Source organism: Bradyrhizobium centrolobii (assembly GCF_001641635.1).
GTDB classification, from domain to species: domain Bacteria; phylum Pseudomonadota; class Alphaproteobacteria; order Rhizobiales; family Xanthobacteraceae; genus Bradyrhizobium; species Bradyrhizobium centrolobii.
Genome location: NZ_LUUB01000026.1, coordinates 51,532 through 77,499 on the forward strand (window position 1 = coordinate 51,532; position 25,968 = coordinate 77,499).

A 25,968-nucleotide genomic window follows, 5' to 3' on the forward strand; every position below is an offset into this window, starting at 1 on the left:
TGGTTGCCGGGCGGGGTGCAGCGAGCCCGTTAACCAATTGGTCATGGTCGTGTTGGGGAGGGTAACCGCCGATTAACCATAGATATTTACGTTGGAGCAGGCCACTGAACAGTGTTCGCCAGTTGAATTCGAGTAAATCCATGACGTTCGGTCGCCGCGCAGACCCGACAAGTTCCGGATCGACCGGTGTCTCCGCGTCGTGGCAAGCTCAGAATTTGCCGGCCGGCGAGGCGCGCGCGACGGCCGCGTTCCTTGGCGGTGCACTCACCGCCGCGGGCGTGCTCTCCTTTCTTCTGGAAAACGTCCGCCGCATTTTGACGCTCGCGCTCGCGATCTTCATGATCGGTGTTATCGTTCTGTTGGTGATTCCGGTTCGATTTGCAGCGACCGCTCTGGTCGTTGTCGACCCCCGAGAGCAACGCGTGACCACGGACCAGGACGTCCTGCCGGGCATAGGGCAGGATGCGGCCGCGCTGCAGAGCCTGGTTGAAGTCGCCAAGTCCGACGGCTTTCTCCGGCCGCTGATCGAGCAGCTCAAGGTTCGAGATGATGAAGACATTTCCGCTGGTCAAACCGACACCACGCGCCTGCTCGAGAAATTCCGCAACCGTCTCGATATTTCCCGTCGCGGGCTCACTTATGTGATCGCCATACGGTTCACCTCGAACCGCCCGGAGCGGGCTGCTTACTACGCCAATGCCGTGGCCGAAGCGTTCGTTGCCAACCAGAGCCGCATCCGCACCGAAGCGACTGACGAGGCGGCGGACTGGCTCAGTGGCCGGCTCAAGACATTGAACGACCGATTGAGAGCTTCGGAGGATGCCGTTGCCGCATTCAAGCTCGAGCACAGGATCGTCAATGCCGGCAAGGACGCCACGACCCAGCAATTGCGCGTTACCGAGTTGTCGCAGCAAGTTGCCGCTGCTCGCGCCCGGACCGAGGAGGCAAGGGCCCGCTACGAGCAGGCGCAACGCGACCTGAAGGCGAACGTCGAGGGACCCGCCAAGCAGGACCTTTTGAACGTACTGCGGGCCCAGCGGTCGGCGCTCAACGATCAAATTGCGCAAAAGCGCGCGGTCTTCGGCGATCGCCATCCCGACCTCGTCATATCGTACAGCCAGTTGAGCGATCTCAACAGGCAGATCGAGTTGGAGCGGACGAAGGGCATCGAGACTGCAAAGTCGGAATATGAGGCCCAACGCGATCAACAGAGGGCTCTGGAAGGCCAGATGAAGGCTGCTGAATCGCAGCTCCTGATCGACGGCCAGGCTCTCGTCCGGCTGCAGGAGCTGCAGCGCGACGCCGAGGCCAACAGAAATATCTACGAGCAGTTTCTCTCACGGTCCAAGACGACCAATGAGCAGCGCCTTCTGCAGAGTTCTCTGACCAAGATTGCGTCGCCTGCCATCCCGCCGCTTCGCTCGACCCTTCCGCCACTGCCGTTGCTGCTTGCCGCTCTCGCGATCGGCTCGCTGCTGACATCGACGGCGGTCGTTGCCGCCACGGGGCGGGGATCTGGCGAATCTGTTCAAGAGGTTCGCGATCCGGATCCGGCTGTGTCCCAGCCTGCGGTGTGGCCACGCCCGCCGGTGTGGGCCCGCATTCCCGATCTGGTGCCCGGAGACACCAGAAACATCTGGCAAAGCCCGCTGTCCGCGACGACTGAACTTGATCTCAGTTCCCATCTGCGTCCCCTGCTTGACAGGCTGGAGAAGCTGCCGGCCCCTCGGGGCAAGGTCGCCCTGGTGATGTCGGTCGGCAAGGGGGCCGGCGGCAACACCGTCGCGCGGTCGCTGAACCGGTGGGCTGTGAGCAAGGGAGAACTGAGCGTCCTGATCCAGGTGCAACCGGACCTCGGCGGTGTCGAGGTCGTGCCGGCCAAGGGGCAGGTAGACGGCGCTACCACGGCGGGCTTTCGCAGCGTCAACGTGCTTCTCAGCGCGAGCAAGAGGCCCGAGCCGCTGCGCGCGGACGATATTCGTTCAGAGTTCGATCTGATTGTCGTCCATGCAACATCTCTTGCCTTGCAACCCGAGGCGATGGCGCTGGCCGCTCACGCCGATCTGGTCATCCTGGTGGTTCGCGAAGGCGCAGTCGATTCGGCTGCAATGCGCAGGGCAACAGCTGCGCTCTCCAGATTTGGCGGCGTGCCGACCGGCCTCGTGATCAATCGTGTACCGGCGGGTTCGTCGGCTCCTCATCGTCAGGGCGAAGCATTGGGCTTGGTTGGTTGATGGCCGTTCGGCAACGTGTTGCGGAGCCGTGCAATCGCCGCCAATTGAAATCGGCGTCTAGTCGCCCGAGTCAGCGACACGGACCGCATAAGTGCCGCTTTTCGATGCCGAGAAGCGCGACAGCACTAGGATTGATGGATCGACTCCGGTTCGCCGGCGACACAGGATGTTGAGGGCGATGGTCGCGAGCGCCAGCGACGCTGTGGCCGAAATAGCTGCGCCAAGCACACCGAGCCAGGGAATTAGGACGAGAAATCCGACCAGCCGCATCGCCACGTTCGCTGCAACGACGGGAACGTACTGACGCTCATGGCCGGTCAGCTGCAATATCGCCGCAGCTGGACCGCCCGCCGCCTGAAAGGCCGTTCCGATCGCGAGCACGATCAGGACCCAGTGCTGCGCGGCGAAATGAGGCCCGAACAGGTTGAGAAGATAGGGGGCGCCAACCCAGATAAGGACGAGCCCGCTCACCACGCAAAGCGCGGTCACCTCCGCCATGAGCTGCAACGTTCGCTCGAATTCCTGATGGTTCTTGCTGAAGTACAACGAGGGAAGGCGGCGCGCCCCGAAACTATACAGTGCGGCAGACAGCATGGCGAAGATGTTGGCCAGACGCGAGGCGGCAAAATAGATTCCCGCGGTTGTCGGATCGAGCATCCAGTAGACCAGAATGACATCCAAGTACTGGTTTGCGGCCTCCAGGATAGACGCGACCCAGAAATGAAGCGCGCTCGATCTCCAACGGGACGTCTCGGAACGCGCCGACATGCTGCGCAAATTCGGCAGAGCTCGCGCAATCGCAATGATTTGCGCGACCAGGCCCACCGACATGGCGATCGTCATTACGGTGATCAATTCGGCGGGATCGAGTTGTCGATGACCGAACAACACGGCGAGCAGAAACAGGACGACGATGACCCGCCAAAAGAACTCCCTGTTTCCTTCTCCCATCAGAATGCTGACAAGCGAGCGGGCGATCTGGCTACCAAGCATCAGCCCGGCGTTCACGGCGGTGTAGGCCGACACCGCGAGTATCAGCAGCCACCAATCGCCCCTCAAGTTCGCCACCAACGCGATTGCCGCAATTGCAATCAGCATCGCGACTGAGGAGATCTTCAGGCTTGATAGGAGCACGCCTTTCGTGAGGTCGGGCTGATCTCCCACCTGATACTCGTTCAGGAATCGCACCAGAAGCATTTCTTGGCCGACCAGTCCCACAACCGATGCGATCTGGGCAACCGAAAGCCAGGTCGCAAAGATGCCAAACCCATCGGGCGACATGGTGCGTGCGGCCAGCGAGAACAATGCAAACGCAAGCGCGCCGCTGCCGACCTTCAGCAGGATGGTCCCGGCAACACCGCGCGTCACGTCACGCTGTATGAACTGGACAATGGATGCGATCATGGAAGATACGGGACGACTCTCCCGCGAAGATGCGCGTTGCGATAGCAGTGACAGCCTAGCATGCCAACAAACCGCGAGTGTTAATCGCGGCCTCCAATATTTTGTCGACCCCGGCCGACTTCGGCGTTACGCCGGGTGCTCCACTGTGGAACACGATAGTCCCGGTTGTGTCAGATCGAGCAAAGGCCGGCTTTACCGAATGGCGGCGTAGCACCGCGTAGACGCTCGAAGAAAGCCGATATCAGCTGACCCACGGCCACCGCCGGGCTACCGGAGACCCGGTTTCAGCGCATCCCGAGCAAGGCGCGTGCCGGACATCGTCGGGCCTGGGCAGGCCGCAACCCATTAACCTCAATCTCCGGAAATGATCGCGTTTGCTCCTGCGATGCGACATCAGGCGAGAGAATTGCACGTGCAACCACCATTAACCGTGGGAGCCTGGACCATGACGACGAACAAAAGCGTGACCGAGCCGATCGCGGCAGCCGGGACTGCGACGATCGTTGCGGACATCGCTATCGTTGGCGGAGGCCTTGCGGGATCACTCGCGGCGGCTGTCCTTGCACGGGCAGGGCATCGCGTCGCCCTGATCGACAAACGCGCGGTCCATCCGGATGAGTTCCGGGTCGAAAAGATCGGTGGCCAGCAGCTGGACATGTTCCGCAGGCTGGGCTTCATCCGGGGTCTCGAGAGCGTCGCTTGTTCGTTTGATCGTGTGCTCAATATCAGGGACGGCAAGGTGGTCGATGTCAGCGTCGGTCAGGCTTACGGATTTCCCTATGCCAATCTCGTTGCCATGGCGCGCGGTCAGATACCCGATCCATCGAGTCTGATTGTCGACGAGGTCATCGCGGTAAGCTGCAGCGATGACGTTCAATATCTCGACCTCGCCTCCGGAAGGCGGCTGAACGCGCGCCTTGTCGTTCTGGCTACGGGCATGGCGGGAGCTCTCGGATACAAGCTGGGAATCAGGCGGCGCGTGCTGGCCGAGCGCCACTCGGTCTCGTTCGGCTTCACGATCGCCCGCCGCGATGGCGCGCCGTTCGATTTCAAGGCCCTGACCTGTTACGGCGAGCGGACTTCCGACGGCGTCGATTATCTCAGCCTGTTTCCCGTACCTGCAGGTATGCGGGCAAATCTCTTCATGTTTCGCGACCCGACCGATCCGGTCATGCGCGAGCTACGTCGCGACATGGCAGCGACGCTTCTGCGCCTGCTGCCGGGATTACGCCCTTACCTCGGCGATTTCCACGTCACAGACCGGGTACAGAATTGGGTGATGGATCTGTCCGTCGTCGAGGGACACGTGCAGCCCGGCGTCGTGCTCATCGGCGATGCGTTCCAGACCAACTGTCCTGCCGCAGGAACTGGCGTAGGCCGGCTGCTGGTGGACGTCGAGCGTCTTTGCACCGAGTATGCGCCGCGGTGGCTCATGACCGAGGGCATGAGCAAAGAGAAGATATCTCAGTTCTATTCCGATCGCGACAAGGTCGCGGCAGACCAACGGTCATTGAAAATGGCGCGCTTCCGCCAGGCCCTGACGTCCCGCAACGATATTGGCTGGGATGCGCGGCGGCGGCTACACTTCCTGCGGCGCAATATCACCCACCGAGTGGATCAAATGCGGCCAGGCTGGCTCTCGCGTTTCCGCAGCGCGCTGCGGGCCTGAGCGCTGCGCCCGTCGACGCCGGCCCGCCGGTCAGCGCGTGGGAGTTGAGGTGCGGGTCGGCAGGAGCCTGAACTCCGACATCCGCTTGGCCGCCAGTTTGAGCCAGGGGGCTTGCCTCACTGCGAACAAAGCCATGGCGCCTGCGGTGCTGCCGGCTTGCGTAACCGTCCACATCGGCGAAGGCTGCCCGCCGAACAATTTCTTGTATGGCTCGTCACCAATGGTGAAGTCGAGCATCTGATCCCCGCGCTCGATACAATCCTTGGCGACCTGCTCGAACATCAGCGCGCCGAGGGATTGGCTCTTGTACCCGGCAATGTCGAAGGCGCTCATGATGATGAGGAAGCTGCCCTGATGGCACAGTCCCAGCACGGCGGCGATCACGTTGCCGTCCATCTTCATGGCATAGAGCCGGACAAAGGAGCCGAGACCGCGGAGCGCTACATCAGAATAGAAGCCGTAGTACTTGGGACGCTGGAGCAGATCGCCGTCGCCTTGTGCCTGAAACCGAGGGCCGCGAAATTTCCTCATCATCTCCATCGTGCCGAGGACGGAGGCGCTGTCGTCGCAGCATGAAAAGCTCAGCGTGCCCTTCTTCCGGAGTTGGCGATATTTCTTTGCGAGCTCCTTTTGATAGGAGCGATCTAACGCACTGGCCCGCCATTGCTCGAACGGAGCGACGAGAACGGTCGAGTAGGCATTCGTGTCCATCGATGCCCGGCGGGGCGCTCCCAGGAGGTTCTCGACCGGAAGCCGTCCGTCCGGCAGCTTGGTCATTCGGAGCAGATCGAAAGGTCGGACGAGGCGCCTAATCTCCTCGCACGCACTCTCGTCATCGAGCAGATCGGAAAACACTTTCGGACTGCAGACCGGCGCCAAATAGTCGGATACGCGGAGGTCAGCGAATTCGACGGTCCGTATCGGACCACGCCGAACCCTGAGCAAGGGCAGCACCATTGCAAGCGCGCCCGTTGTTCGGTGGCGGACCACGATAACCAGCCGTTTCGCCCCCGCATGGGAAGCGAGCTTGGTGTAAAGGCTGTCCAGCCAGAGCGGATGCTGGAATGCGGTCGCGGCCGAGTTATCGAACAGCTCTGTGTATTCCAGAGACAGAAAGTCGAACGCGTGATCGATGGCAACATCGAACGTGTCGCTACTTTTGTTCATACGAGACCAAAGAAACCAGATAACTTGGGAAACGCTGATCGAGCCGAATCTGCGCCTCTATAGCAGGGTAGGGCCGGGCCAAACACCGGCAGGGTTCGATCTATATTAATGCATTGAGCCAAGTTCGCCCATCGTCACACACCGGCACCAAGTCTGGTGATGTTTTCCACGCGGGGTCCAGACCCGGCGGCAGCTTGCTCTGGCAGGCACTTCGTTCGGGATTGCACCGCATTTCGTGTCGTTAACGAATTCTTAAATCCCGCGGTCGCGTGGGCTTGGCGGATCTGAGGTCAACGCGGGTGGCCCAACCCGCGATAGCAAATATTTAACCGCGCTTAAGGAAGGTCATTCCATGGCCAGCCTACAGACTCAGGTGGATTCCGGGGCACTCGAGAGCGCGATCTGGAAAACGCGCAGCGTTGGCGTGGAGAAGATTGCCAGGGCCGCAATCAGCTGTTCGATCACCATCAATGTGGTTGCATCGATGGGCACCTTCAACACCGCGCTGCTGCCGGCGGAGATGACCTTTCTGCAACAGGCCGTTGCGCTCCTGATGTGGAGCGTTCTTATCTATGCAAGTGCATTCGTGCGCCCGCGTCTGCGGCTGGAATTCAACCCCGATTTGATCGCGCTGGTCGCATTTTACACTCTCGCCGCTATCTCCGTCTTGTGGACCAGCATGAGCGCCGCAGCGATCATGAAGAGCGCGGCGCTTGCCGTCACGACCTTTGGTGCATTCTGTCTTATCACGCGTATCGACGTGGACGAGATTGTGAGGTCGACGGCCCTGGGGCTTTTTATATTGGTCGCCGCGTCGGCTTTCTGCGCGCTCTTCGTGCCCGATATCGGGATAGATCACAGCTGGATGCATAATGGTCAGTGGCAGGGCGTCTATGAATCGAAGCAGACACTTGGCTTCGTCGGCGCGTATTTGATGTTTTTTGCCTGCTATCGGAAGATGACGGGCCAGGGATGGGCGGCCTTCCTCGTTACATTCCTGCTCGCGTCAACGTGCGTTATGGCGTCGGAGTCGCGAGGCGCCGGCGCTGTTGCGCTGGCTGCCTGTGCACTGCTTCTTACCTCGCTGTGGTCGGTCAACTGCATGAGACTCTATGCGGTTTTGCCATTCGTCATGTGCATCCTGGCCGGCTTCCTGATCCTCTATTTCTATTCGACGGGATATGACGCCATCCATATCGGTCACTCGACCATCGACTTTACCGAGAGGACCTTCATCTGGCAGTACGCGATAAGCCATTTCGACGATGCGCCGCTGCTGGGCTTCGGAATCAACGGATTTTGGACAGTTCCGTCGATCTATGATTATTTCGAGCAGAACCACGGCTGGGTGCTTGATAACTATCACAGCGGCTACATCGCGATCCTGATGGAAACGGGGTTTCTGGGCTACGTGCTTTTCGCCGCGAGCGTCATTCTGTTCTCGAACAAGGTTCTCCATCTGATTTCCGCCCAGTCGATCAATCGATCGCACTGCGCCCTCATCATAGGATTTGTCGTCCTCAGCTTTCAGACCAATTTTACGGAGACGATGTTTCTGCGTTCGACGATGTTTACGTCGGTGCTTCTGGCGGCATTTTTCTTCGCGACGTGCAGGCCGGTCCCGCAGAGAAATTTGCAGCCTTTATGAGTGGAAGCAAGATGACAGCCATCCGTGCTCGTTGGCCGAGAGGCTTCAATCTTGCGGCGACGGTATTTTTCCTTGCAGCACTATTCTCCCAGGCCCGAGGGGGCGAGCAGACCGCTTCCCGTGACGCGGCGAGATTGGGGCGCGGCATTAACATTCTCGGCTACGATGGAATCTGGGAAGGCGGGCAGAACGCACCATTTCGTCTGGACAATCTGACTGCAATCAAAAGGGCTGAGTTCTCGCACGTCAGAATCAATTTCTTCGGCTTCAAGTATATGGATTCCGGGAATGTTCTGGATGAGATTGTCCTGAGGCGACTTGATGCTGTCATCGAAGAAGTTCTCGCGAGAAACCTCATCCCCATCGTGGACGAGCATGATACCCATGTTTGCCAGCGCGACGCTTCCGGATGCGCTGAGAAGCTCAGGGCGTTCTGGAGGCAGATCGCTGAGCGCTATGCCGGGAAATATCCCGCGCTTGTCTTTGAGGTCTTGAATGAGCCTGGGGGACAAATGACGTCCGCCAGCTGGAATTCACTTCTCAATGAATGTCTTGGGATCATCCGCCTCACCAACCCCGGACGGACGGTAATTGCCGCCGTTCTCAATACAGATGATATTCCTGTAGACGAACTGGTTTTGCCGGCCGACGACAGGAACCTTGTCGTCACGTTTCATTATTACGCGCCCATACGATTCACTCATCAAGGCGCACCGTGGTCTCCAACGTTTTCGAGGATCGGGCCGCTGGATTGGGGTACTCCGGCCGACGAGGCGAAGGTTACCGCGGATTTCAAGAAGATGAGTCTTTGGGCCGAGAGAGAAAGGCGCCCCATTTATCTCGGTGAGTTCGGGGTGTATGAGCGTGCTCCATCCGACAGTCGCGTGAGATACCTATCGTTCGTGGCGAGAAATGCCGACCGATTGGGCTGGGCGTGGGCCTACTGGCAGTTCGACCATGATTTCGCTGCTTTCGATAGTGCGCGTCAAACCTGGAATCCGGACATCTTGCGTGCCCTGATCCCGTCGGCGCATTGAAGCGCAACGAAATTCTCCAAAAGCCCAGCCGGCATCGATCGCATGCCGCCGCGCCTTGGTGAGCACTCGCTCGAAGTCCTGCGCAAAGCGGGCCTGAGTGAGGCCGAAACCAAGGCGTTTGTCAAAGCAAGGCGATCGGCCTCGCGCGGTGGTCTTTGGATGCGGCCCCTCTTTCGCACCTGTCAGATTGGCGGAACTATCGGGATGCCTTGGCCTGAAAGCGATCTTTCATGGGATGCTTCGATTGGGAACGTGCGTCCGCGCCAAAATTCGAATATGTACACTCTCCCAGGCGCAGCTCCCACGAGCGAGCGGGCCTGATCGAATTTAACTCTCGCTTGCCAGCTTTCGCTGGTCGCGAATCAATGGCGGATTCAGCGTGGGCCGTTCCAGCAAAGCGCGCGTTGCCAGCAAGGCGACGAAGCGAAAGACTCCTGTTTCTCGGACTGCGATCTCGTCGTCATCGCCCCTGGGCATGGTGGCCCTCCATTTGCTGACGCAGTGGAGGAAGTCTGGCCGCAACGGCGTTGTCTTTCTCGCTGAAAACGAACACAGGGCCGAGCGGATCGGGGCCGTCGTTCATGCCCTCGAGCCGTCATGCAATGTGCTCGTTTTTCCGAGGCTGAATACGCTGCCGTTCGACCAACTGGAGCCGTCGCATGAAATCGCGGGTCGACGAAGCTCGGTGTTGAGGCGCCTTGCAAAGCCGGAGAAGCCGATCCTGCTCGTGTCCACGGCAGAGGCCGTGATGGAGCGACTGCCGACGCCGGCGAGCTGGTCTCGGCTTAGCCTCCGCCTGAAGGTGGGCGCCAGATTTTCCGCCGAAGATCTCGGGGCGCGGCTTGAGGCTCTCGGATACGAGCTCGACGATGATGCCGACTATCCCGGTGGTGCGCTGTTTCACGGTCAGACATTTGAGATTTTTCCCGCCGGAGCGCTCGGTCCTTTCCGGGTAGAGCATTCCAGCGGGGTGATCGTTAGGATCGTGGCATTCGACCCGATAGAGCATCACATCGTTTTTGAGACCAAAGAGCTTCTCATCGACCCGATGTCGGAGCGGTTGGCTCTCGGGACCAGGCGCGGAAAACGCGCGACCCTGTTCGAGTATTGTGGTCGGGCCAAGTGGCTCGCGGATGCAGGCGCTCCAGCACACGCCGATAGCTGGTTGAGCACGATCGAGGAGGCGGCTGGTCGCACGGACAGGGAACGCGAATACCTTGGCGGGCGCGAATGGAAGCAGGCGACCAAACGTATGGACGTTTTGCCCCAACGGGCTCCGTTCCGCGCCACTCCGGAGTTTTCGAAGGTGGCATCGCCGAGAAAGGCGCTACGTGCATTCGTCGACGAGACGAGACGCGCCGGTTCGCGCCTGATGTTTGTTGCGGCGCAGGAGGACGATCTGCGCGTGATGGAGCGGATGAGCGGGGTCAAGGCGGATCGCTTTGCCGATTGGAGTGAGGCTACGGCCGGACGTAATCATGAAGCGGCACTTCTGGCCGACTTCGATGCGGGCTTTGTCGTGCCGGACCGGAAGCCTCTCGTCGTCGTCACGGCGTCCGACGTACTCGGCAGCAGGGCTCATCATCCGCAGCCTCTGGCCAAAGTCTGGAGCGCGGCTTTCGACCACGCAGATGTGCCGGAGCAGGGTGCGGTGGTCATTCATCTGCAGCGGGGACTAGCCTTGCTCGATGGGTTGCAGACCGTGGCAACGGGAGGCGGGTCGTCGCGAGAAATGGTCAGGCTCGTATTTGCAGGAGACAATGCCGTCCTGGTTCCGCCCGCCGACCTGGCATTGATCTGGCCATACGCCTCGGAGCTCGGTGAACTGACGCTGGATAAAGCGGATGGAAGTACATGGTGGGCCCGGCGCACGGAGGCGGAACACAAAATTCAGATCGCGGGCAGGCAACTCTCCAAACATATCAGCCAGCGTCGCCGCCGGCGGGCTCCGAAGCTTGTCCCTCCGGGCCCTCTCTATGAGAGGTTCGTCGCACGCTTTCCGTTTTTCACGACGGTCGACCAGGCGAAGGCCATTCGGGACGTCCTGGATGATCTTGCCTCCGGTCACCCCATGGATCGGGTCGTTTGCGGCGACGTCGGATTCGGCAAGACCGAGGTGGCTTTGCGCGCGGCGGCCGCCGTCGCGCTGTCGGGAAAGCAGGTGGCGATCGCGGTGCCGACGACGGTTCTGGCTCGGCAGCATGTCGCGACTTTCCGCAAACGGTTTGCTCCGTTCGGCATCGAAGTAGGAAGCTTGTCGCGAGCGACATCAGGCTCGGAGGTCAGGGAGACAAAAGAGGGGCTGAAGAGCGGAAGATTGAAAGTCGTGGTCGGGACCCAGGCTCTCGCCTCGAAGGACGCGAGGTTCCGCGATCTCGGCTTGGTCATCATCGACGAGGAACAGCATTTTGGCGCGGCGGAGAAGGCAAAGCTTTCAGGGCTGGCCAAGGGTATCCATACCCTTTGGATGAGCGCCACGCCCATCCCGCGGACTCTCGCGGCAGGCCTTGCGGGCTTCAGGGATATCAGCGTCATTGCCTCTCCACCGGCTCACCGGCTTCCGGTCGCCACGAGGATTGCTCCGCTGTCCGACGCTGCCATTGCCGCGGCATTGTTGCGCGAACAAAGGCGCCATGGACAGGGCTTCCTGATCTGTCCGCGTATTCAGGATCTCGATCCGATGCTGGCATGCGTGCAATCGATGGCCCCGGATCTCCGCATTGTCTGTCTCCATGGCAAGTTGAGTGCGGACGAAATGGACGACCGGATGATGAGCTTCGTCGAAGGCGAGGCGGACGTCCTGCTTGCCACCAACATCGTGGAGAGCGGTCTGGATATCCCCCGCGCAAATACCATCGTGGTGTGCTGGCCCGAACGATTCGGTCTCGCGCAACTTCATCAACTCAGGGGAAGGGTGGGGCGCGGCGGGATACGCGCGTTTGCGTATTTACTGACCGAGTCGGACGCGGCGCGATCCGAGAAGCGGCTCGCGGTTCTCGAGGAGTTCAGCAGGCCTGGCGCGGGTTTTGCGATCAGCGCACGGGACCTGGACCTCAGAGGGGCGGGGGACCTGCTCTCGGAGCGGCAGTCGGGCCATGTGCAGGTCTTCGGGCCCGTGCTCTACAGCCACCTTCTGAAACGGGCCTCGGAGAAAGCCGACGACAGAACGGCCGACCTGTGGGTACCCGACCTGAATCTGCCGATCGCCGACATGTTGCCGGCAAATTACGTGCAATCGGAGGCGGTTCGGCTGGAGATCTATGCCCGCGCCTCCCGGTGCAGAAGCGAAGACGAACTGGACGACCTGGAGGACGAAACTCTGCGTCGCTTCGGACAATTGCCGCCGGCAGCGCTGGATTTCTTCGCGGCCGCAAAGCTCAGGATCGATTGCAGGCGAAGAGGGATCATCAGACTGGATGTCGGGCGGGAGGCGGTCGCCGCGACCTTCCTTCCAGGACGACTGCGAAAGTCCAAGGCGCGATCGTTGCAGCGCGACGGCGATCGGGTCGTCCATATCGACAAGGGGCCCGAGGGGCCGCTTAGAAAGGTCGAGGTGTTCCTCGACGTCCTGGATGAGTGATCGCAGTGTCGGCTTGGGATACCAAAACGTGACCCAGCGAGGAGCGACGAATTTGGCGCGAGCCGGCCCAACCTTTCTTCATTTCGCTCATTGCCGTTGCCGGTTCAAATTTGGTCCATGATGGTGGTCACGCTGACTATCGATCGTGCGAACCACAGAGTTAAGCTTCGCGCACAAGCTCCGCACGCGCGGCCGCCAGCTCCTTCTTCTGCTCTGCGCTCACCTTCGGATATGCCAGGTCGAGTTGCTCCACCGCCTCCACGATCGCCGCTGCGACGACAAGTCTGGTGAACCATTTGTTGTCAGCCGGAACCACGTACCACGGCGCGTGCTGCGATGCTGTAGCCCCGATCGCTTGCTCGAACGAGCGCATATAATCGTTCCAGTACTTGCGCTCGCGGACATCCGAGGCAGAGAACTTCCAGTTCTTCTCCGGCTTGTCGAGACGCTTCATGAAGCGGCTCTTCTGCTCTTCGCGTGACACATGCAGGAAGAATTTAAGAATGACCACGCCCTGCCGCGTAAGGTAGTCCTCGAAGTGCGCGATATCGGCGAGCCGTTCGTCCCAAATGCGCTTGCCCATGAACGCCGACGGAAGCCTCTGCCGTTGCAAGATATCTTCGTGGACGCGCACAATCAGGACCTCTTCGTAGTAGGAGCGATTGAATATTCCGATCTGGCCGCGCTCCGGCAGGCGCATGGCATAGCGCCAGAGGAAGTCATGGGCGAGATCCTCTCGTGAAGGCTGCTTGAACGAAAAGACCTGGCAGCCTTGCGGATTCACCCCTGACATGACGTGTTTGATCGTGCTGTCTTTGCCGGCCGCATCCATGGCCTGGAAGACAAGCAGCAGCGACCAGCGATCCTGGGCATAAAGCATGTCCTGTTCTTCTGCGAGCCACTGCGTGCCGCGCTGAAGGAGTTCGGCGGCTTCGCCTTTTTCCATCTTCAGACCGCGCGTATCTCCAGGGTCGAAATCCTTCAGCTGGAAGCCCGCACCGTTGGTCACTCGAAATGGGTGGATGTACTTCTGGATCTGGTCGAGAATCTCTTTTCTCGGCATCGAGCACCCTCCAATTTTTTGAAGAGACACTCTCGCTGTTTTCTTAACGAGAGTTGTCCTCGGTTGAGGCTTCCTGACGCACTTGAGCCATACTACCATGGCAATGGTGCTCTGTGCAGCACGCCCCCCGGTTGCCGCGCAGTCGAGGTCATTCGCAGCGCAAGACATTCGCGCGAGGACCGACGCTCAGCCTGTCTTCGGCTTGCCGCTAACTGTCGGAAATTTAAGAAATCCAGATCTATTTCAGCGCGCGCCCTTCGGCTTCGAACCGAACAGATCGTGCGTCCCACTGATGCTCACCGTTCCCGAGCACTCGAACCCGCCGAAAAATCCACAGGAGCCGGTGACCGTGACGCGCAAGTCCTTGCGCTGGTACATGTCAACCGAAATGCCGAGGCGCGAAAAGTCGTTCGCGCTGTTCGGCAAGATCAGGTCGATGTGCTCGGCCGCCCAACGCGGCACATGCGAGTTGCTCTTCCAGAACAGTTCATTGCCGGCGTGGTGCGCGAAGTTCGGCCCGACCGTGAGCGCACCGTCCACGCCCTCGAACACGAACCCCGTTTCATCGATGTGAACGTTCACCCGATCGGGTGCTACAGCGAAATGCAGCGAGGTGATATCTTGCGGCTGCGGGTCCTTGCCGAATTGCGAACTGTAGGAGTCGCTCCACTGTCCGCGGTCGCGCCCAAGCCCGAAGCCGTGCCGACCCGGGAGGTCTCGCGTTGAGAGGGGCCTGTCGGACAGCTTTGGGCGCCAGATCTCCCGAAACCCCTTGCCGATCGTCGCGGCCATCGACAGATCGAGGGCTCAATGCGACGGTTTCTCGGGGCTTTGCCCTTCGGCGAAGGCGTCGAATCCGTCCGCCGTCTTGGCAATGCGTAACTTCTTGATCAGGTCTTCCCAGTGCTTCGGCAGGAAGGTGACGCCGTCGAGCGTGTTCGTCGCGGCAGCGACGCCGTACTTCTCGAGTTGCTGCCGGATGTAGGGCTTTTCGTCGTAAAGGCGCACATCCGGGTTGGGCCCCGCGAAATACTGCGTCAGATCGATCTGCGGCCGAAACATGGTTAGCCGCGCCGCGATCTTCCGGTAAGTATCGGTCGTCGTCGGGTTGGTGGTTGTCACGGCCGCCCTCCGAGTCAAGACTACTCTTTGATTGGTCTAGCCCGGACCGGTCCGGGTTCAATGCCGGCTCGCTCAATGAAGCTGCCGGCCGTGCTTAGGTCATTTCCGGTGAAGGTCGAGTTCCCGTCGTGCCAGCGCAAGGATTGTTTGAACCTCCCAACTGGAAACGCCGACCATCATCCGTGGGGCGGTGTCAACAGCGAGGACGATCCGATGTCACTGCGGAGCAGGGTACTAGACGTGCTCAACGGCCCGGCGGTCGCACGCATTCGCTTCCGGTTTCCCATCCGCGGCAGCCACGTGACGATTGCGCCACAAACCTTCCATCACGTCGCACGCGCGATCCGGCTGGGACAGGTCACCGTCAGGGTTCCGACCGATCTCGCGGCAGGCGTTGCCGCGCAATATAACGATGTCGCGCGAACCCGAGCGGACGGTACAGCCGTCGCGGCGAACACGCTCGAAGTGGTGTCGGCGACGGGGCGGCTGGACGAGGCCTACATCGTCCATGAGGCCCTGCATGCGGCCTACGATCTGTTGCGCACCGGCCTTGATGCGAATGCGGAAGAGGCGTCCGCCTATGTCTGCACCGCGCTCTATTGCCGCATGACAGGGCTACCGCGACCTCGTTGGGCTAATGGACCGATCTACGCCAATGCCGCAGAGGTCGCCCGAACGCTGCTGTCGCAATATCAGAAAGGTGATCCCGGAATTCCCTGGGTCGGCGAGCATGAATGGCGGTTGCTGCGCGCCGGTGTGGGCCTTGATCCGGTCTATACCAGCGGACCCGCCGGCATTCTCACTGGATGGCTCCTCGGCCAGCAATACACCCATGATGGCTGAGTGGCGGGGTGCCGCATCCGTTCTACGAAATGGCAGGACCTTCCGGCTCCCTGCCGCCACCTCCTTGCCGAGCTCGACGCCGTTGAATGCGTCAGGCGACCAGCAAGCCCAGCTTGCCGACCATCGCAAGCGATCGTTGAACGCTTTCTCGCGTTGACAGCTGCAACGGCTCGGCAGGCTGCCCGGAGCTACCCTTCTGGTCTATCCGGATGGTCGGGCCGAATCGTTCGGTCATCTCGGCAATGATCTGGTCGATGGTCCGGGTGCCGTCGAGCAACTGCAGGAAATCCCGGGTCCGATCGTCCTCCAACTGCACTGTTTGGTGGAGGAGGTTGGTGACCAACGGACCTGTTTGCGCCTGTCTTCGCGCGAGCAGGCTCGCCTGCGGACGGTCGGTAGCTTCCTTCAAGAGGAAGGGGCGCGATAGGAGGAACGAGACCTCGCCGCTGCAAGCCAGGATGAACATCGCCTCCGTCAGCACTTTTTGGTCATCATCTGCCCGCCGGCCGCCGAGCAATGCGCGGGCGCCATCGAGCAGTTCGTCAAAGGACAAAGCACGCGGCCAGGCCCGGCCAAGACACAGGTGCGCAGCCTTCAGAAGCGGATTGGTCACGGTGACCCGGCTGCCGTCCTGGTTCTCGAATTCCATCGCGGAATCGTCGGTCACGCAGGCGTCGGGATGAACCGGGCTGGTGGTGCTCAGCAAATGGAACCGGGTGACGAAATCGAGGTCGATCTGGCGGGAGAGCGAAATGCTGTCGTGGCAGAGCAAGGTACGCCGAAAGCCATTACCGTCGATAAAGTCCTGATACTGATCGCGCGCCATGAATTCGCTCTCCGGGAAGCGTTGCAGCGTCGCGCGGACCTCCTCGGAATAGCCGGCGAGATAGCGTCGTGAGAAATCAGCGTCGCTCAGATATTGCAGGCCATGGCGGCCTGCGTCCTCGGCGACCTCATGCAGCAGGAAGGCCTCGGCGCCTTCGTCGAGATCGTCGTGAAACAACAGCTCGTCGGGAGCCTTGAGAACGCGGTTGCACTGGTCGCGCATGACCGCACCGTGCACCGAGTTGGCCTTCGAGCCGTCGCTCAGGAATTTCAGGATCGCGCGGGCCTGTCCCACCTTCTCCTTCATGCTGGTGAGGCGGCGGGTGTGATACCGCATCATGTCGCGGACCATGTCGCGAAGATGCGAGAACGGGTGCGCGTTGTAGCTGACGTAGCAGACCCCGCGCGGCGCAAGGTTCTGCTTGAAGATCGTCATCATCTTCTCGCGCACCGCCGGTGGTACCCATGAATACACGCCGTGTGCGATGATGTAGTCGAAATGCCCGAAACTTGCGTCGACGTTCATGATGTCGCAATGCAGGAGCCTGATGTTGCTCAGGCCCAATGTGGCGATATTTCGCTGGCCGCGCTCGATCGTCACGCCGCTCAGGTCGACGCCGATGAATTCGCTGTCCGGATATTGAAAGGCCATCGGCAATAGGTTGCCGCCAACGCCGCAACCGAGCTCCAGCACCCGGCAGCGCTCGACCGGCGCCGATTGCATGCCGTAAACGGCAGCAATGGTTGCGAGATGGTTCGGGTGAGTGAGCCCGTAGACGTGGCCGGGATAGTAGACCTCGTCGTACGGTGTGGGGCCGGTTGTCGGGTGGCGATGCTCGGTCTGAATGTTCATCGTCCTCAGCTCCACGAGTATGCGAACTTGTCGTTCTCGATCGAGACGCGCGCTTGCTTCACTTCCTCCTTGGCAAGCGATTTTCCGAGGAATTCGCGCGACAGCTCCGGCAGCAGGGTGTTGGTGATGATGTTGTCAATCATGCGCCCGCCGGAATCCGGATCGTTGCAACGCGAAACGATGTGCTCCACGACCGCATCGTCGTAGCTGAAGGCCGCGTTGTGATTGTCGCGGAGTCGCCGTCCGATCCGGTCGAGCTGCAACCGGACGATCCCGGCGAGCATCTCGTCCGACAGCGGGAAGTACGGAATCGAGACGATACGTCCGAGCAGCGCCGCCGGAAACACCTTCAGCAATTCCGGCCTCAGCATCTTGGCGAGCTCTTCCGGCTCGTTGCGATACTTTGGATCGCGCGACAGGCCCATGATCAGGTCGGTGCCGACGTTGGTGGTCAGAATGATCAAGGTGTTCTTGAAGTCGATCCGCCGCCCGTTGCCGTCCTCCATGATTCCCTTGTCGAAGACCTGGAAGAAGATCTCGTGGACGTCGGGATGGGCCTTCTCCACCTCGTCGAGCAGGATGACGCTGTAGGGCTTGCGCCGGACCGCCTCGGTGAGGCGACCACCTTCGCCATAGCCGACATAGCCGGGAGGTGCGCCCTTCAAGGTCGAAACGGTGTGTGCTTCCTGGAACTCCGACATGTTGATCGTGATCATGTTCTGCTCGCCGCCGTAGAGGGTCTCGGCAAGCGCCAGGGCGGTTTCTGTTTTGCCAACCCCGGACGGGCCGGCCAGCATGAACACGCCAATCGGCTTTGACGGATTGTCCAGCTTGGCGCGGCTAGTTTCAATTCGCTTGGCGATCATCGTCAACCCGTGAGACTGGCCGACGACGCGGCGGTTGAGAATCTCCGGCAGCTTCAGCACGGTTTCGATCTCGTCCCGCATCATCCGGCCGACCGGGATGCCGGTCCAGTCAGACACGACGGACGCCACCGACTGCTGGTCCACATGGGCATAGACCATCCGCTTTTCCGGATTGATGCTCTCCAGCGTCTCGAACTTGCCGCGCAGCTCCGCGCGCTTGGCAGCCGGATCCTCGCCTTGTTTGGGCTCGGACAGGATCTCACGAATGCTGCGGATGTCCTTGACGAGCGCCTGCTCCGCGGCCCAATCGGCCTCAAGGCTCGCCAGCTTGTCCTTGAGCGCTGCGATGTCGCCGTCGATCGCGACAATGCGCTCGCTGTCCTCGATCCCCAGATCGCCGTCGCTGACGAGCGCCGATCTCTCAGTCTCACGAGCGGTAATCGCAACGCGCGCGTCCTCGATCAGGGCCGGCGTCGCGCTCTGGCTGATGGCCACGCGTGCCGAGGCAGTGTCAAGCAGGCTGACTGCCTTGTCCGGCAGCTGTCGTGAAGGAATGTAGCGGTGCGACAGGTTGACTGCTGCAACGATCGCAGCATCCGAGATGCGGACACCGTGGTGCTTTTCCATGGGACCGAGAAGCCCGCGCAGCATGATGCAGCAGGTCTCGACATCAGGTTCATCGATCTGGATCGGCTGGAAGCGTCGCGTGAGCGCGGGGTCCTTCTCGATATACTGGCGATACTCCGCCCATGTGGTGGCGGCGATCGTACGCAGCGTGCCACGGGCGAGGGGAGGTTTCAGGAGATTGGCCGCATCACCGGTGCCGGCCGCGCCGCCGGCGCCTATCAGTGTGTGGGCTTCATCGATGAACAGGATGATGGGGATGGGTGAGCTCTGGACCTCGTCGATCACCGACCGCAAGCGCTGTTCGAACTCGCCCTTCATGGAGGCGCCGGCCTGCATCAGGCCGATGTCGAGCGCGCAGAGCCTTACATTGCGCAGCGGTGGCGGCACGTCGCCGGCGGCGATGCGCTGGGCGAAGCCCTCGACCACCGCGGTCTTGCCGACGCCGGCCTCGCCGGTGAGAATTGGATTGTTCTGCCGCCGGCGCATCAGCACGTCGATCAGTTGACGGATTTCTTCGTCCCGACCAAGGATCGGATCCATCTGGCCCGACTTGGCCTTGGCGGTGAGATCCTGGGAGAACCGGTCGAGCGGTGTCGTCCCCTTGGGACCCGCCTGGTCCGCGCCCTCCGTGCCGACGCCGACCAATCCCGAGCCGTCCATCGGCCGCATGGTCTCCTCGTCGGAGCCGGCCCAGACGGCGCGACGCTCCGCGGCCAGTGCGTCGACGTTGACCTTGGCGAATTCCTGCGAGAGGTTGTTCAGCGTACGGCGGATATCGTTCGATTTCAGTCCCGCCACCAGCAGATGGCCGGTGCGGATCTGGGTTTCGCCGAAGAAGAGCGTGGCATAGTGCCAGCCCCGATCCAGGAGATCGATGACCGAATTGGCGACGCCCGGCATGTCGGTTTCGTTCTTGCGAAAGCCATTGATGACGCCGGCGAGGTCCGACAACAAGCGCGCCCGGTCGAGCTTGTAGTGATCCACCGAGAGGCTGAGATCGTTGCGTTCCTGCTGCAGGATATGGAACAGCCAGTGCGCAAGCTCGACGTTGCGGTTACCGGCACTCTTGGCGTGGCGCAGGGCCTGTATGAAGGCATCATAGCCGGCCCGGTTCAGCTTGCCCGTTACAGCTTCAATGCTGATATCGGTCACGGCGGCCCCTCCTGCTCAATTCCTCCGCGGATGCCTGGCACCAAGCGGAAATCGCCTCGAACCATAGTGTTAGGCGATCGGCGTGGTGGATAGGTTCAATTGGCGGCGGCATCGGCTGCGGCGCTCCGACGGGTCCTCAGGCGCTCGCCGAGCTGGAAGCGGGCATCGCGGCGATATTCTTCCGTGGAGGTCCAGTTGGGCGAGACCCAGGTGGTCCATCCAAGTCGTCCGCTCTGTCCGAGCCTGACCGGGACGGCCTCTCCCGCTGGAATGGCGAGCTCGACCTCCCATTCCAATTCGTCGCCGATATAGAAGAACACCGCGTCCGCCAGCGGCTCCGACAGGTTGCTCGTTTCGGTCGGCAGGAACTGCTCGTACTGGGTAAAATTCCTGACGAAGACTCGAACCCTGATCTTGTCCTCGACGCTGAACACGCGTGAGCCCAGAAGAGCGTCCCGGCCGAGCCTGGCATGGGTGCCGCCGAGCCGGCTGCAGTGACTTGGGTCGAATGCGAGCCAGGTGCCGACAAATTCGTCGATCTCGACCTTGACGTCGAACAGCCCCTGCAGGAACCGCGTCAGCCGTGACGCACATTTCGCCCTGGGCGCGACCAGTCCAGCGAAGCTGAGCTTCGCCATGTCCGGTACGGTGTCTCGATTGGCGAAAACGTCGGAGCCGAGGCCCGCGAAGGAGCCGACATAGGCGATGAAGCGATCCTCCGCCGGCCGGTCATGCTGCGCGATCGGCCGAGCATCGGCCCAGGCGCGAAAGAAGAGTTGCAGGAAGCGTCCGTTGAGGAGGTCGAGAAAGCGCGGGAAGGCGTCGTCCCGCATCAGCCACCAGCTGAGGCTTTCATCGGTGGTGGCTAGCGGCAGCGCGCCCTGCGGCCCCAGGAGGCCGAGAAATTTGACGAGTATCCTGAGCCGACCATCCTGGCCGTCGACCGCCGCGAGGTTGGAGGCGGGGAACTCCAGATACGGCACCTGGCCGAGGTCGACATATTCCTCGCGGCGCGCGGCGCTGTCACCGATCCGCGGTCGATCCGCGTTGGCACGCTCGAGCCGGCGCAGCGTATGGAAGAAATCGAACCGCCAGGGTTCGGCCTTCATCTGGTCGATCAGCGTCACAGCGGTCTCCGCGTACCCATGCGCGGCGGCCACCGCATGATCTCGCCGCGCTCCGGCGTCGAGATGACCGTCTGGGTGAAGGTGTTAAAGCCCGAATAGTCGGCGAAGAAGCGCTCCAGCACCGCGCCGAGCAGGAACACGCCGCTGCCTTCGAATGCTTTCTCGTCGAGGGTGACGGTGATCTCCAGGCCGCGTGCTGCGCCGCTCCCCGTGCGCTCGCGCACCCGCAGCACGACGGGCCGGCTTTCTATGCTGCGGACACCGCGGATCTTGCGTTCCGTGGCGTCGTCGAACTGGTCGGCGAACAACGACAGCATCTCCCGCAGCGCTCCGGCGTTCTTGCCGCCACCGCGCTCGACGAGGCCAAGATAGTTCAGGCTCAGCATGTTGATCAGCCGCCAGCTGACAATCCCGCTGTTGGCGATCTCGCTGCGGCTGCGCAGCTGGGCCACCACCGGCTCGCGCGGTCGGGTGGGACCAGCGACGCACATCAGATCGAGCGAGGTGTCGTCCAGCAGGCGGAAATCGGCGCCGCCCTGGCCGACCGGCAAGTGCTCGGTGAGATGGCGGTTGGAGCACAGTGCCCGGACGCTGAGTTCGGCGACGGAGCCTTCGCCGCTCAGTTCGCCGGGCTCGAGCAGTGACAGGAACATATCCGTCCCGGTGTAGTCGGAGGATGCGCCGTAAGTCTTTTCTTCCACCGTGCGGCGCCGGGGCAACCGGCGGACGGTGAAATAAAGCCCTTCGACTGATCCGCTGGTCCGGTCGACGGCGGCCGAATACAGCGGGCGCACTGGCCGCTTGTCCTTCTCTGCCGGAAAGTGCGCGTAGACTTCGAGCACCTGGTGCGGCTCGTATTCCAGATAGCGGCTGCGATCGGGCACCACATGGTACTCGTGGGTATTCGACTTGACGGGGATGCGATCGCTCGTCTTCTCGAACAGGTTGATCGCCGGTGCGGTATAGAGCCTGAAGGTATCGGGACGCACCGAGGCGGCAAGCCGCGAATTATGTTCATCGAAGGCGAAGACGATATCGACCGATTTGCTGCGCAGCCGTGGCATCACGCCGCGAAGTCCCGTCAGGTTGATGCCGAGGAACTTGCGTGGAAACATGAAATATTCCCGCAGCAGCTCTGAGCCGCGAAAGACCCGGTTGTCGTTGGGAAAAAGCGACTCGTTCTCGTCGAAGCCAACTTGCTGTACGCAGTCATGGGGCGCACGTGTCACCACCGGATCGCCAAAGTCGTCGAGATGGCGGAAGTAGACGCCCCTGCTATTCGAGATCAATTGCTCGTAGAGTGAGATGGCGTCGGATTCCGCACCGGACAGATAGATCGGGAGTTCGCTCACGCGGCAGCCTGCAAACCAGGTTTCCGGCTTGGCCCGGGCCTCCGCGTCCGGCAGTTCCTCATCGAGGCGGGCCGCAGTACGATGGGTCAACGACAGCCTCAGCCCGGCGATGACGTCGCCGCCGACCGGAATCCCGAGCGCCTGCAGCGCGCCCGCGGTCGAGAAGTATTCGGCGCCGGTGACGTCGAACGGCCAGAGCACGATATCGCGGCAAAGTCGGAATCGGCAGGAAAGACTTCGTTCTCTTTCGCGGTAGGTGGCGTCGAAATAGGCGCCGCGCGCGATCTTCTTGCCGTCGCGCAGCGCCGGGTCTGCATAGGGCGGCCGCGCCGTGACCAGCATGGCCGACGGTGTGGGAGCAAGATAGTTCGGCACCAGTTGCTCAAGCAGGTTTGCGGTGAATTCCGGAAATTCGTGCTTGAGCTTGAGCTGAACGCGGGCGGCGAGAAACGCGGCGCCTTCCAGCAGCCCCGTGATCATCGGATCCGAGCGATCCCGGATCAGGCCGCCGAGGCGCTCTGCGATGCCAGGATATTCTTCAGCGAAATCTCCTGCCTGCTCGTACAGCAGTGACAGTTCACGATTGTAGAAATCCAGGAATTCGCGGTTCATGTTAAAGTCGGTTGATCTGGATATCGCCGCTGTCGAGGTCGACGTCGGCGACGAATTCCACGGGGACGTTGAGCGGCTCGGCCTTCAGGTCGGCGTGAACGATGAAGCGCAGTTTGAGCTGCTCGGGGCCGACCGAGCCGTCGCGGCGGACCCGGATCGTCTGGCGATCGAGCCTTGGTTCATAAGTCGTCACCGTCGCGCGCAGCGCGTCGGTGAGTTCGTCGTCCGTGACGTCGTCGATCGAACGGTGGGCGATATCGGGGAAGCCGTAGTTCAGGATCGATGTTCGGACGCAATCCCGGCCGCTCAGGTCCAGGGTCGATTCCAGAGCGATGGTGTTGAGGAGCGTTTCAAGGTCATGGGAAACCTCGCGCCGGAGCAAGGTTTCCGAGATCGGAAAACGGCCCGCGCTGCGCCGCCCGGCAATCACCCGCTCGCCGAACTCATCGCGCAGATTGAGCGTCTTGCGCGCATCGCGCGCTTCATGAGCCGAGCGAAAGGCGAGCATCAATGGGGGAGAGAGCCGATCCCTCCTGGGTGTGATGGTCATTTGCGGTCCCCATGACGCCCGACTCGCACGCAATTCCGAAAGGCGTCAGTTTGTCTACGAGGTGACGTCGCCTCAGCAGGTGGTCGGGCCCGCAATCGGGCCGGCCGAGAGGTGCGATTGGAATCGCGCCGCTTGGCGCCGGTTCCCGCCATTCGCAACCGGCGCCAGGCGAGGGGCCGACAATCAGGCCCATTCCTTGTTGGCTGCAATGTCCCAGCCGAAGGTCGGCGACGCGCCGGCGGCGCCTTTTTCCGTTTGGGTCTTGTAGATCAACTTCACCTTCTGGAAGTTCAGGCTCACGTTCTCGGTGAGGCGATCTTCGCCGTGCGATCCGCCGGTCGACACGCTGGTGACCAGCACGTTTTTCATCTCAACCTTGAGATATTCGAGCGGGGTTTCGCCGGCCTTGCGGACCGTCAGGATCGCGCTGTCGATATGCTTGCCGTTCGCGCAGACCTTGAAAAGTTCTGGCGTGGCCTTGTCGACGAAGTGCGTGAAGTGCAGATCCTGGACGCTGACTTTGCCGGCGCCGCCGCCCGAGCCGCTGTGGAAAGTGCCGGTCTGGCTCTCGCCGAACGACCAGCTCAAAATATCAATTTCGTCCTTGTGCTTGTCGTCCAGCGACTCGCCCTTGATCGGATCGAGTTTCAGGAAGATGTCGACAGCCATAGCATGGTCCTCTCAAAATTCTTCATGTTTAAGGTTGCGATGTTGCAGCGTCAGGAGCTGGGGCCCGGCAGACGTGAAACCAGACTGAGGCCGACGTCCATCGCCTCCAATTGAAAGTGTGGACGGAGAAAAAATCGCGCGTTGTAATATCCCGGGTTCTCCTCGTTTGCTATGACCTCTACCTTCGCAGCGGCCAGCGGCTTGCGCGCTTTCTGAGCTTCTGACGACAGGGCCGGGTTGGCATCAACGTATTCGTTGATCCAGGTCTGCAGCCAGACCGTCAGCTCATCCTTCTCCTTCATGGATCCGATCTTGTCGCGAACCATGCACTTCAGATAGTGCGCAAAGCGGGACACTGCGAACATGTAGGGCAGACGTGACGACAGGTTGTCGGACGCGGTTGCATCCACGCCCTTCTCGCCGAAATACTTCTTCGGCTTGTAGAGCGACTGGGCGCCGATGAAGGCGGCCTTGTCGGTATTCTTGCGATGGATCAGCGGGATGAGGCCCGCCTTTGCAAGTTCGTGCTCGCGGCGATCGCTGATGGCGATCTCGGTCGGGCATTTCAGGTCGACGCCACCGTCGTCGGTCGGGAATGTGTGCGTCGGCAGATTGATGACTTCGCCGCCGGACTGCACACCGCGGATGCGCGTGCACCAGCCGAACTCCTTGAAGGCGCGGTTGATGTTGACTGCCATCGCATAGGCCGCGTTGATCCAGCCGTATTTGTCGCCGGTGTGCCCGTCCGTCTCCTCCTCGAAGGCGAACTCTTCCACGGGCTCCGATTTCGCGCCGTAGGGGAGGCGACCCAGCGCACGCGGCATGCACAGGCCGAGATAGCGCGAGTCATCCTGATCACGCAGTCCCTTCCATGCGGCATATTCCGGCGTGTCGAATACCTTGCCGATATCGCGAGGGTTGGACAGTTCGGTCCACGAATCCATTCCCATCAGCGTAGGCTCGGCGCCGCTGAAGAAGGGAGCGTGTGCCGCGCCGGCGATCTTGCTGAGATCGCGCAGCAACTGCACGTCGGTGGGGAGGTGACTGAAGTAGTAGTCGCCGATCAGGCAGCCGAACGGCTCGCCGCCCAACTGGCCGAATTCGTACTCGTAGATCTGCTTGAACAGGGGACTCTGGTCCCAGCGCGCATCGGGATAAAGCCGCAGATTCCGATACAGCTCATTCTTGGAGACGTTCATCACCCGGATCTTGAGGTTGGCGTCGGTCTCTGAGTTGAAGACGAGGTAGTGGAGGCCTCGCCAGGCACTTTCGATCGCCTGGAACTCGGGTGCGTGAAGAATTTCGTTCGTCTGCGCGGTCAGCTTCTGGTCGATCCGCGCGATCATCTCCTCGATCGTGTCGAGCACGTCCGACTTGATGACGCTCGTGTCCTTCAATGCTTCTTGAACGAGCGTGGATACCGCGTTTTCGACTTCGGTCGCTGCACGTTCGGTGCGCGGTTTGAAGCTTTGCTTCAGCAGAGCGGAAAACTCGTCAGCCTCGACGGTCCCGACCTGGGTGGTGGTCTCTTTATGGGCAGCTTCTTTTGCCATGGTCCCCACTCCTTC

The 25,968-nt window shown here is 61.2% G+C and carries 18 protein-coding genes; 6 read left to right on the forward strand and 12 right to left on the reverse strand.

What is annotated here, in order from left to right; all coding sequences use genetic code 11:
- Nucleotides 1-140: 140 nt before the first annotated feature.
- On the forward strand, nt 141-2,234 hold the full coding sequence (locus tag AYJ54_RS04515) for a lipopolysaccharide biosynthesis protein (protein WP_063696846.1): 2,094 nt from the start codon (nt 141-143) through the stop codon (nt 2,232-2,234).
- Between the two features lie 57 nt (nt 2,235-2,291).
- On the opposite strand, the gene AYJ54_RS04520 is transcribed toward AYJ54_RS04515, so the two are convergent.
- Nucleotides 2,292-3,638 carry a lipopolysaccharide biosynthesis protein gene (locus AYJ54_RS04520; RefSeq protein WP_063696848.1) on the reverse strand — a complete coding sequence of 449 codons (1,347 nt, stop codon included), beginning with the start codon at nt 3,636-3,638 and terminating at the stop codon, nt 2,292-2,294.
- A 445-nt stretch (nt 3,639-4,083) separates the two neighbouring features.
- Between AYJ54_RS04520 and AYJ54_RS04525 the strand changes: the two genes are divergently transcribed.
- Nucleotides 4,084-5,307: an FAD-dependent oxidoreductase gene (locus tag AYJ54_RS04525; protein WP_063696850.1), complete on the forward strand. Its 1,224-nt coding sequence runs from the start codon at nt 4,084-4,086 to the stop codon at nt 5,305-5,307.
- 30 nt (nt 5,308-5,337) lie between these two features.
- On the opposite strand, the gene AYJ54_RS04530 is transcribed toward AYJ54_RS04525, so the two are convergent.
- Nucleotides 5,338-6,474, reverse strand: coding sequence for a GNAT family N-acetyltransferase (locus AYJ54_RS04530; RefSeq protein ID WP_063696852.1), 1,137 nt, complete (start codon nt 6,472-6,474; stop codon nt 5,338-5,340).
- A 352-nt stretch (nt 6,475-6,826) separates the two neighbouring features.
- Here AYJ54_RS04530 and AYJ54_RS04535 point away from each other — a divergent pair, with 352 nt between their 5' ends.
- From AYJ54_RS04535 to AYJ54_RS04545, 3 genes are all read left to right on the forward strand, one after another.
- A complete protein-coding gene (locus AYJ54_RS04535) occupies nt 6,827-8,122 on the forward strand; it encodes an O-antigen ligase family protein (protein ID WP_063696854.1) in 1,296 nt (431 codons plus the stop codon).
- Between the two features lie 11 nt (nt 8,123-8,133).
- Nucleotides 8,134-9,159: a glycoside hydrolase family 5 protein gene (locus tag AYJ54_RS04540; RefSeq protein ID WP_063696975.1), complete on the forward strand. Its 1,026-nt coding sequence runs from the start codon at nt 8,134-8,136 to the stop codon at nt 9,157-9,159.
- Nucleotides 9,160-9,634: 475 nt separating this feature from the next.
- Nucleotides 9,635-12,739: a DEAD/DEAH box helicase gene (locus AYJ54_RS04545; protein WP_063696855.1), complete on the forward strand. Its 3,105-nt coding sequence runs from the start codon at nt 9,635-9,637 to the stop codon at nt 12,737-12,739.
- Nucleotides 12,740-12,899: 160 nt separating this feature from the next.
- Here AYJ54_RS04545 and AYJ54_RS04550 read toward each other — a convergent pair whose 3' ends face one another.
- The 3 genes from AYJ54_RS04550 to AYJ54_RS51960 all read right to left on the reverse strand — a co-directional run bounded on the left by AYJ54_RS04550 (nt 12,900) and on the right by AYJ54_RS51960 (nt 14,924).
- Entirely contained in the window at nt 12,900-13,802 is a 903-nt protein-coding gene (locus AYJ54_RS04550; protein WP_063696857.1) for a polyphosphate kinase 2 family protein, read from the reverse strand.
- A 243-nt stretch (nt 13,803-14,045) separates the two neighbouring features.
- A complete protein-coding gene (locus AYJ54_RS51955; protein ID WP_245328886.1) occupies nt 14,046-14,594 on the reverse strand; it encodes a hypothetical protein in 549 nt (182 codons plus the stop codon).
- A gap of 15 nt (nt 14,595-14,609) precedes the next feature.
- Nucleotides 14,610-14,924: a hypothetical protein gene (locus tag AYJ54_RS51960; RefSeq protein WP_245328887.1), complete on the reverse strand. Its 315-nt coding sequence runs from the start codon at nt 14,922-14,924 to the stop codon at nt 14,610-14,612.
- 213 nt (nt 14,925-15,137) lie between these two features.
- On the opposite strand from AYJ54_RS51960, the gene AYJ54_RS04560 reads away from it, so the two are divergent.
- Nucleotides 15,138-15,767 (forward strand): hypothetical protein, encoded by a 630-nt coding sequence (locus AYJ54_RS04560; protein WP_063696977.1) that lies wholly within the window; start codon nt 15,138-15,140, stop codon nt 15,765-15,767.
- 91 nt (nt 15,768-15,858) lie between these two features.
- Here AYJ54_RS04560 and AYJ54_RS04565 read toward each other — a convergent pair whose 3' ends face one another.
- The 7 genes from AYJ54_RS04565 to tssC all read right to left on the reverse strand — a co-directional run bounded on the left by AYJ54_RS04565 (nt 15,859) and on the right by tssC (nt 25,953).
- Entirely contained in the window at nt 15,859-17,445 is a 1,587-nt protein-coding gene (locus AYJ54_RS04565) for a class I SAM-dependent methyltransferase (RefSeq protein WP_063696979.1), read from the reverse strand.
- 5 nt (nt 17,446-17,450) lie between these two features.
- Nucleotides 17,451-20,090: a type VI secretion system ATPase TssH gene (tssH, locus tag AYJ54_RS04570; RefSeq protein ID WP_063696859.1), complete on the reverse strand. Its 2,640-nt coding sequence runs from the start codon at nt 20,088-20,090 to the stop codon at nt 17,451-17,453.
- A gap of 95 nt (nt 20,091-20,185) precedes the next feature.
- Nucleotides 20,186-21,250, reverse strand: a complete 1,065-nt coding sequence (gene tssG / locus AYJ54_RS04575) for a type VI secretion system baseplate subunit TssG (RefSeq protein WP_063696861.1) — start codon at nt 21,248-21,250, stop codon at nt 20,186-20,188.
- Complete coding sequence (gene tssF / locus AYJ54_RS04580) at nt 21,214-23,181, reverse strand: type VI secretion system baseplate subunit TssF (RefSeq protein ID WP_063696862.1); 1,968 nt, start codon at nt 23,179-23,181, stop codon at nt 21,214-21,216. The genes tssG and tssF overlap by 37 nt, the downstream gene beginning before the upstream one ends.
- Nucleotide 23,182: 1 nt before the next feature.
- The gene (tssE, locus tag AYJ54_RS04585; RefSeq protein ID WP_136623435.1) at nt 23,183-23,731 is read right to left on the reverse strand and encodes a type VI secretion system baseplate subunit TssE; all 549 of its coding nucleotides are present in this window, start codon (nt 23,729-23,731) and stop codon (nt 23,183-23,185) included.
- A gap of 183 nt (nt 23,732-23,914) precedes the next feature.
- The gene (locus AYJ54_RS04590; protein WP_063696864.1) at nt 23,915-24,400 is read right to left on the reverse strand and encodes an Hcp family type VI secretion system effector; all 486 of its coding nucleotides are present in this window, start codon (nt 24,398-24,400) and stop codon (nt 23,915-23,917) included.
- 50 nt (nt 24,401-24,450) lie between these two features.
- On the reverse strand, nt 24,451-25,953 hold the full coding sequence (gene tssC / locus AYJ54_RS04595) for a type VI secretion system contractile sheath large subunit (protein ID WP_063696866.1): 1,503 nt from the start codon (nt 25,951-25,953) through the stop codon (nt 24,451-24,453).
- Between the last annotated feature and the right edge of the window lie 15 nt (nt 25,954-25,968).